The organism is Acinetobacter sp. YH12145 (assembly GCF_013418335.1).
In the GTDB taxonomy this organism is placed as follows: Bacteria; Pseudomonadota; Gammaproteobacteria; order Pseudomonadales; family Moraxellaceae; genus Acinetobacter; species Acinetobacter amyesii.
Map to the genome: position 1 here is coordinate 97,008 of NZ_VPCE01000014.1, position 6,335 is coordinate 103,342.

General features: G+C 40.1%; 5 protein-coding genes. 4 read left to right on the plus strand and 1 reads right to left on the minus strand.

Annotated elements, in window-relative coordinates; translation table 11 throughout:
- Positions 1–12 precede the first annotated feature (12 nt).
- Positions 13–2,055 (plus strand): TonB-dependent copper receptor, encoded by a 2,043-nt coding sequence (locus FTU80_RS13925; RefSeq protein WP_373685229.1) that lies wholly within the window; start codon positions 13–15, stop codon positions 2,053–2,055.
- Positions 2,056–2,102: 47 nt separating this feature from the next.
- Here FTU80_RS13925 and FTU80_RS13930 read toward each other — a convergent pair whose 3' ends face one another.
- Positions 2,103–3,308, minus strand: a complete 1,206-nt coding sequence (locus FTU80_RS13930) for an oxygenase MpaB family protein (RefSeq protein WP_180085697.1) — start codon at positions 3,306–3,308, stop codon at positions 2,103–2,105.
- A 95-nt stretch (positions 3,309–3,403) separates the two neighbouring features.
- Here FTU80_RS13930 and FTU80_RS13935 point away from each other — a divergent pair, with 95 nt between their 5' ends.
- From FTU80_RS13935 to FTU80_RS13945, 3 genes are all read left to right on the plus strand, one after another.
- Positions 3,404–4,000, plus strand: coding sequence for a TetR/AcrR family transcriptional regulator (locus tag FTU80_RS13935; protein WP_180085699.1), 597 nt, complete (start codon positions 3,404–3,406; stop codon positions 3,998–4,000).
- A 111-nt stretch (positions 4,001–4,111) separates the two neighbouring features.
- A complete protein-coding gene (locus FTU80_RS13940; RefSeq protein ID WP_180085701.1) occupies positions 4,112–4,753 on the plus strand; it encodes an ABC transporter ATP-binding protein in 642 nt (213 codons plus the stop codon).
- Positions 4,750–6,012: a hypothetical protein gene (locus tag FTU80_RS13945; RefSeq protein ID WP_180085703.1), complete on the plus strand. Its 1,263-nt coding sequence runs from the start codon at positions 4,750–4,752 to the stop codon at positions 6,010–6,012. Before FTU80_RS13940 ends, FTU80_RS13945 begins: the two co-directional genes overlap by 4 nt.
- Positions 6,013–6,335: the final 323 nt, after the last annotated feature.

Below are 6,335 nucleotides of genomic sequence, written 5' to 3' on the forward strand. Positions count from 1 at the left end.
TCAACTTCTGTGATGGCTGACGAGATGCCCGTAGAGATGACGGAAACCAATGCAGTACAGACTTTGGCACCGATTGTGGTGACATCACATCAAGGGAATGATGCCAATGGTTTAATTGTCCGTGCCAATCCCAAACAGCCGATTCAACCGATACCTGCCAGTGATGGGGCAGATTATTTAAAAAGTATTGTAGGGTTTAGTGCCATTAAAAATGGGGGAACCAATGCAGATCCAACCTTCCGTGGCATGTTTGGTTCACGCATTAAAATTTTGACCGATGGCACAGAAAATCTCGGGGCGTGTCCAAGTCGTATGGATGCACCAACGTCTTATATTTCCCCTGAAAGTTATGACCGAATTTCAGTGATTAAAGGACCTCAAACGGTTCAATATGCCAATACAGGTTCTGCTGCAACAGTCTTGTTTGAACGAAAACCTGAACAATTCGATGCTGATAAAAACTACCGTGGTCAAGCCAGTGTGATGATCGGTTCTTATGGTCGTTTAGATCATAATGTCGAAGCGGCTGTGGGCGATGAACATAAATATGTGCGTCTAAATGCCAGCCGTTCTGTTGCAGACAGCTACCAAGATGGAGATGGCAATACTGTGCCGTCAGACTGGGAGCGTTGGAATACAGATTTGGCTCTCGGTTGGACACCGAATGAAGATACATGGGTAGAACTTACCGGAGGTAAAGCCGATGGTGAGGCGGTATACGCAGGCCGTTCAATGGATGGTTCGCAATTTGCCCGTGAAAGCTTAGGCCTTCGTGTCGAGAAAAAGAATGTCACAGAGGTGATTAAAAAAATCGAAGCACAGGTCAACTATAGTTATAACGACCATATCATGGACAACTTTAGTTTGCGTGAGCCACCTTTAGCTGAAATGACTCATCATGGTATGACTATGCTCATGCCGAATCCAATGGCGATGCAGGTTACACGCCGTACATTAAATGCACGTATGGCGGTAACCCATGAATGGGATAAGCTGCAGTTCATTACTGGACTGGATACGCAGAATAATAAGCATGCCGGCAGCATGACGTCGAAAATGATGCCTTCGATGAATAAGCCCTTAACGCAAGATATGGCATTTCAGTCCTATGGCGGTTTTGGAGAAGTCAGTTATCAATTGAGTGATAACAACAAGTTGGTTTCAGGACTTCGTCTCGATCAAGTGCAAGTGAAAGATGAGCGGGCAGCTTCGAAAGCGAGTGGCTATAACACGGAGCTGAATGAAACTTTGCCAAGTGCTTTTATTCGTTTTGAAAATAAGCACCCTGAACATGACAATGGTAAAACCTATATCGGTCTAGGTTATGTGGAACGCATGCCTGATTATTGGGAGTTATTTAGTCCTAAACACGGTAATGCAGGCACAACAAACACCTTTAATGGCGTTGAGACTGAAAAAACCTTGCAGTTAGATGCGGGCTATCAACATGAACATGGGGCATTCAGTTCATGGGCGTCTGCCTATGCAGGGCTGATTCAGGACTTTATTTTGATGAGTTATCACGATCATCCAAATACAGGTGAGCATGATCATGGTTCAACCTTTAGCGCGGGTGCGAAAAATGTTGATGCCACCATTGCGGGAGCTGAAGCGGGGATTGGCTATCAATTTAGCGATCATATTCAAGCCGATGTCAGCGCAATGTATGCGTGGGGTAAAAACACCACAGATGGCAAGCCATTACCGCAAATCTCACCTTTAGAAGCGCGTATTAACTTACGATATATCCAAGATAATTATACTTTGGGAGCATTTTGGCGTGTGGTTGATGGGCAAAATCGTATCAGTGCGTACCAAGGCAATATCGTGGGTTATGACCTGAAAGAAAGTGCAGGTTTTGGCACACTGTCTTTAAATGGTACTTATCATATTGATGAGGGTGTAGATGTATCTGTGGGTGTAGATAATCTCCTGAATAAAACCTATACCGAACATCTAAATAAACTGGGTGATGCAGGGACAGGTTTAGCGACCGATCAACAGTTTAATAATATTGGTCGCAATTATTGGGCACGTATTTCGATGAAGTTCTAAGTCCGGACATTTGTCATCCAAAAAGCAGAGCGATCGCTCTGCTTTTTTTATTGGTGCATACTTGCCAGTTGTTTGGCCTTACTTTGATACAGTGCTAAACCGAGTTTTTGAATCGCACGGCCTTTTTGCTGTAATTTTTGATTTAAACTCGGGACATGCTTAGCACCTGAATACAGGACGAGATTTCTAGCTAATAAATAATAGGCAAACCATGCGGCGGATTGGGGTTTGAGCCCTAATTTATGCATGCGTTTTTTGCCAATAAAAAATTGTGTCAGCTCCAGATGTTGTCGATAAGCCAGTTTTTGCTGAAATGGTCGGAGGTATTTGTATTGTCTTTCAAAAGGTTCTTTAGATAGACTTGTACCGAGAGCCATACTGCTTGCATCGGATTGAGGATGTACAAATTGCATCCAATACAGCAGTTTCCAACCGTCAGATTCTTTTTCAATTAACCATTTTTCATCAATACCCATCAACCAGCCGACATAGCGCCAAAAATGCAAAAAGCTTTCAGTTTCTTGTTTTGACGGAAAAATTCCTAAAGCACGAATGCCCACAAGCACCACACTGCTAAAGGCAAGATTGGTCATCGCCAAGTCAAATTGATTGATCGGCACCCCCCACGTTGCAAAATCCCAGTCTTTACCTTTTTGGAGTTGATGCCGTACCAAAGCATGAATAAAACGCACATAAATCGTCGATGTAAATCCCGCATGCAAACGTTCGAGTCCGCGTTCTTCAGTGATATCTACCCACCATTTAGTGGTCTCAGCCAGACGTGTACCGGCTTGTTTATTTAAAGCACCGGTCAGCATGAGCGGCTGATTGAAACCGGGGAAGAGATAACCGACCATGAGTGAAAGGTCGCGCAAAATAAAGCCATTGTTAATCCCGAGGCGATGGGTGAACTCAAGGGCTTGCTGTATTTTTTCTGGCTCTAACCAAGGTGGTGTTTGTTCAACATGCTTAAAAAAATGCTCGAGTTCGGGAATAGAAAAGGGAAGCTGTTCTACACCTTTAAATAAAGCAATTTCAAAATATTCACGATGCTGCTTAGGGTTCTGCATCATCCACGTGAGCACTTTTTCCAACTGTGGATCACCACATTGCAAGGCTTTATTGAGGGCAAGATATTGAGGGTAATTCGGCTGTGCAGCTTGGCCCGTCAAATGAGACAGCAGAAAACTTAGCAGATTAGATTGCTGCGTGGCCTGAAATGAAGACAGCCGGGTATTGAAGTGAGTGGTCATGTTTTGATCTTCAATGTTATTGTTTCATACCACACTAATATGAATATTTATTCGCATTCAATTCGCATAACACTATCGCATTGGAGAGCAATAGAATGAGAAAAAGACCACAACAACAACGCGCGAAAATGATTGTGGAAAGCATTTTGCAAGCTGCGCAGTTGTGTATTGTAGAACAAGGCTTACTGGAGTTGACGACGCCCAAAATTGCGGAAAAATCTGGCGTGAGCGTTGGGTCGATTTATCAATATTTTGAAAATAAAGAACAAATCGTAGAAGAATTACTGCTCAGAAAATCAGAACAATTGGGGTTGGCACTAAAAAATATAGTCGTGGAGCAAGAGCAGCACAGTATTTATGAGGTGATCCCACTTTGTATTCAGTTTGGCTTTGATATGTTGAAAGCTGATCGTGGCTTCTTCATTGAGATCTTAAAACATTGGCATCAATACAGTCATTCAGATGCCTCTCAGGTTTTGGAAAAGCATTTTTTTGAAGTTGGGATGTATTTATTTAATCGCTATTATTCACATTGGAACTTTGAAACGCTGAAACATCGCTCTTTTGTGATCATTAATAGTACCTTATTTACCATGATGCGCTATGTGAGCAATAATAGTTTTTTAATTACAGAACAGCAGATTAAAGTAGAATTATCAAAGATGATTTTGGCGTATTTAGATAGTGAATGACACTTAAAAAATTAAAGTTGTCTCTTAAATAATTTATTTAATTCAGATTCAAGATATGTGAAGATAGATCAATAATAAATCAATAACTTAAGATAATAAATCAGGAAAATCATGATGGTTTCTTTGAGCTTGCAGCAATTGTCCAAATCTTTTGCGGGAAAACGTATATTTTCAAATCTAAATTTAGAGTTAAACGAATTCGGAATTGTCGCTGTTGTTGCTGAGAATGGAGTAGGGAAGTCCACCTTACTTGCGATGATTGCTGGGATGTTGGATTTTGATGCAGGCAATATTTTGATTAATGATCAGCAATATGCCCCTCACAACAATGAATACAAGAAACTTGTGGCCTATGTGCCAGATAAAAGCCCTATTTATGATTTTTTACAAGGGCAGGAGTTTCTGAATTTAATATGTAATATTCGAGGGATAGCGCATGCGCAGTATCAAATCTTCATTGAAAAATTTAAATTAGAAAACTATTTAGCCACGCCATTTGCTGACATGTCTTTTGGTACAACCAAAAAGTTTTTATTGGTTGCAGCCTTAATGACTTCGGCACCTTTACTGATTTTGGATGAACCGAGCAATGGCTTAGATCAAAATGCCTTGGCTGAATTAACAAGCATACTTTTACAGCAGAGCCAATCAAAATTGATTCTATTGTCTTGCCATGATCCTGTATTTAGAGACAGTCTTGCAGCAAAAATCATCGAGCTAGATCGGTTAAAGTCCAATGAGCAGACGGCATGAATAAACAAAGACCTGTTGGGCAGCGAACAATTATAAAAACGCTTTTGAAATACCGATGGACATTTTATGTCAAAACCACAGCAGACGCAGTTGCACGGCAAAAGCATTTACTTATTTTAATCACATTAATTCTCGGGCCAATGCTATTCGGACTGCTCTTATCTTTAGTACAGCCCATTATTGATTTGGTTTATTGCAAATCATTAATCACGAATCTGTTTCTTTGGACAGGCTTTCTTGCCTTAAATGTATTTTGGTGTGCGATACAGCGTAAAGCTTTGAGTGGTGGGGAAGGGTATCACTATCTAGCGCTATTGCCCATCATGCTCAAAAGTCGCTTTGCAGTGGAAATCAAATTTTTAGGCAGTTTAAGCTTTTTGATGTTATTGCCATTTGTTTTGGCGCTTCTATATGTTTGGGTTGAGTATGAACTTTTAGCTTCCATTGGCATCAGTGTATTGATGCTACTTTGGATCTTTAATTTATTAATTATACAAATGCTGTTTTTACAACAGAATCAATATTGGGTTTTAGTCTGTCTTTTGACATATTTGCCCATTTTGAGCCTAGCGATATTGGACGCTCAACACATTGCAGTATTGTTATCTACTTTCATCTGTATAGCGGCAATAAAATTCTGGCTGCTCGGTTGGAAATCAAAACCAATTAAGCTGCAAGTACCTAGGGTATTTCTGATACAGAAATATAGTCCCCTCTGGCTCAATCAAAATAAACTCATTATTCGTCAGGCATTTCATAAAAGATTTCTAACCCATCGTATTGTTAGTATCGGTATGTCAGTTACAGCGGTCGTGATTTTGTATTGGTTTGCCACACAGGCAGATACTTGGAACATCATGAGTCTTGATTTTACCGCTTCACAATTATTCCAATTGATGTGTGCCATCTATATTGCACTGAGTTTATTCAATCTGGGTGTGATCAAAATGGACTTAAAATCAAATTTTGAATCTGCAGAGCGATTCTGGATCATTCAGGGGTTCACACTTTGGCAGCTCAGGAAATACGAATACTGTGTTTTATTGATAATTGGCTTGTTGATGAGTGTGCCAGTTTTACTGTGGCTACTGCTGACAGGTGGATTTGTAGATGTGCTATTGATGGCGACATTATTTGGTATCGGCATTCCATTTATTCAGTGGTTGTATAGAAAACCTGAAGAAGTGCACGGTATTATGCCAATTTTAATGTTTATCTTATGGGTGCCTGTGGCATATTGCATGCTTTCTGTACGCTAAAAACACTTTTTTAAGTAAAAAACGCTGATTTAGTAGAATAAATAAACAAACGTAATGAAAAATTAAAAATAAATGGAAAAGGGTGTTGCAACGGTCCTGAAATGCTGTAGAATGCACATCCATCGGCGGTGATGAGGATTAAAACTTCTGATAAAACAATGACTTGGTTGAATTGATTAAGTTGGGTTTTATTTTTTAAGTTTAAAAATAATTTGAATTACCAGTTGACTCTTTAGAAATAAAGAGTAATATAGCCGACCTAGCTTGCTGGTGACGAACCAACAAGAAGATCATTAAGAGATTATGAAGAACAACTTGTGTGG

Bases quoted from the DNA above. Each gene is read 5' to 3' on its own strand.
- FTU80_RS13940 (WP_180085701.1), top strand. From the start codon at position 4,112: ATGATGGTTTCTTTGAGCTTGCAGCAATTGTCCAAATCTTTTGCGGGA.
- FTU80_RS13930 (WP_180085697.1), bottom strand. From the start codon at position 3,308: ATGACCACTCACTTCAATACCCGGCTGTCTTCATTTCAGGCCACGCAG.
- FTU80_RS13945 (WP_180085703.1), top strand. From the start codon at position 4,750: ATGAATAAACAAAGACCTGTTGGGCAGCGAACAATTATAAAAACGCTT.
- FTU80_RS13935 (WP_180085699.1), top strand. From the start codon at position 3,404: ATGAGAAAAAGACCACAACAACAACGCGCGAAAATGATTGTGGAAAGC.
- FTU80_RS13925 (WP_373685229.1), top strand. From the start codon at position 13: ATGGCTGACGAGATGCCCGTAGAGATGACGGAAACCAATGCAGTACAG.